Annotated in this window: 2 protein-coding genes; both read left to right on the top strand. The window is 63.4% G+C overall.

What is annotated here, in order from left to right; genetic code table 11:
* Positions 1-203 precede the first annotated feature (203 nt).
* Positions 204-788: a hypothetical protein gene (locus tag J0I64_RS08665; protein ID WP_291407184.1), complete on the top strand. Its 585-nt coding sequence runs from the start codon at positions 204-206 to the stop codon at positions 786-788.
* An 89-nt stretch (positions 789-877) separates the two neighbouring features.
* Positions 878-1,876, top strand: a 999-nt coding sequence (locus tag J0I64_RS08660; RefSeq protein ID WP_291407183.1) for an MFS transporter, incomplete at its 3' end; no start/stop codon positions are given.

Raw genomic sequence — 1,876 nt, 5'->3', positions numbered from 1 at the left:
GGCTGGTCTGCCACCACGAGGAGCGCCATAGCCCGGCAGTGCGGGTGGTCAATGACCGGATCGCTGCGCTGATGCACGGGCATGGCGCGCTTTTTCGCGGGGAAAAGCCGCGTGAGGGGTAAGCCCCGACCCTCGCGTTAGCGCCATCTTAGGAGCTTGCCCCTAGCATTCCGGCCTGGGAATGCAGCAGGGATAGCGGTGCTATGAAGGCATACGCCTATGTCGTCGGGCCACAGGACATGGCCTGGTCGACGCTTTACGAGCTGGCGGGGTCAATCGGCTTTGCCGGCGTTTCGAGCTATCGCGGGCTCAGCCAGGTGGAACAGCAATCGGGCGAAACCCCGGTCTGCTATTTCCTGTTTTCGGCCGTGCCCGACATCAGAAGCCTTCGGCCCATCGCCGATGCGATCCGCTTCTCATCCTCGCGCGGCATCCGCTTTTCGCCCATGGTCTATTGCGCCGAGGATCCCTCGATCGAAACCACCATGGCCTGCATCAATATGGGGTTCGACGATATCGTGGCGCTGCCCCAATCGGCCTCGAAACTGCGCGACCGGCTCAACCGGCAGATCGGTCAGAACATGGTGTTTTACGAGACCGCCGGCTATTTCGGCCCCGACCGGCGCAACCGCGTTGCCACGCTGAAACCAAACCCCGTGATCAACCGGGTCGGCGGACCGTTTCGGCGGCTCGAGATCGTCCGCAATGTCCTTGATGGCGTCTCGGTGCTGCGCGACGATTTCTTCAGCGCACCGCCGCCTGTGGCAGCAATGCAAACGTTGCAATAAACCCATTGCGCGTTGAGAGCGCCCTATTTCACTCGTCCCGGAAATCGCCTAGCGTCGCGGTCGACTGATCTTTTGAGCATTTTCCCATCATGCGATTCGGCATTGAGCTGCCGCCCCAGATCAAGGTCTTCGGGGCGTTTTTCATATATTCCTTTGCCATGGGCAGCATTTTCCCGCGCCTGCCCGATATCCAGTCCGCCATGGGCGTCGGCGAAGGTGCGCTCGGCCTGGCGCTGATCGGCTCGGCCGTCGGCACGCTGATCTCTCTGACCTTTGCCGGCCGTATCGTTGAAACCATCGGCTATCGCCGGGTGCTGCTCACCGCCATTCCGCTGCTCTCGGCGCTCTATGCGCTGGCCAGTTGGGCACAATCCCCGCTTGCCTTCTTCCTGCTGCTGCTGCCGGTGGGCCTGACCATCGGCGGCATCGAAGTCATCATCAATGTCGAGGCCGACCGCGTCGAGCACGTCATCGGCCGCCGCATCATGAGCCGCGCGCACGCGTTCTGGAGCCTCGGCTTCTTCGCTGCGGGCCTTGTCGGCTCCTTCATCGCCCAGGCCGGGCTCGAAGTGCATTATCACCTGATGATCATGATCCCGGTGATCATCGTCGCCACCATGACTGTTCTTGGCCGTTTCGAACCGGCGCCGCACCGCACGGGCACCAGCACCGACGAAGCGCCGCGCTTTGCCAGGCCCACCGCGACCATCATGGCGCTGGTCGGCGTCTGCCTTTCGGCCATGCTGATGGAAGGCGCGGGCATCGACTGGTCGGCCATCTACATGCGCAATCTCTTCAATGCCGAACCCTTCTGGGCCGGCCTTGCCGTGGCGACCGTTGCCGGTTCGCAGGGTGTAGCACGGTTCTTTGCCGATGGCTTTGTCGAGCGTTTCAGCCCGGTCGTTGTGGCTCGAGTGCTGCTCTCGGTGCTGGGCATCGGCGTGCTGCTCGCCTTCCTCGCGCCCGCAGCCTGGGTCGCCTATCTCGGCTTTGCCCTGATCGGTGTCGGTTCGTCGGCGCTCTTCCCGCTCGCCATGTCGGCAGCGGCGCAGCAGACCGACCGTCCCGCCGCGGTCAATGTCGCAGCG

It is taken from the genome of Devosia sp. (genome assembly GCF_017307565.1).
Lineage (GTDB): Bacteria > Pseudomonadota > Alphaproteobacteria > Rhizobiales > Devosiaceae > Devosia.
This window is presented reverse-complemented; position numbering and strand designations above follow the sequence as displayed.

What these genes read in the sequence shown, in the direction of transcription:
- J0I64_RS08665 (WP_291407184.1), top strand. Translation starts at nt 204, where the DNA reads ATGAAGGCATACGCCTATGTCGTCGGGCCACAGGACATGGCCTGGTCG.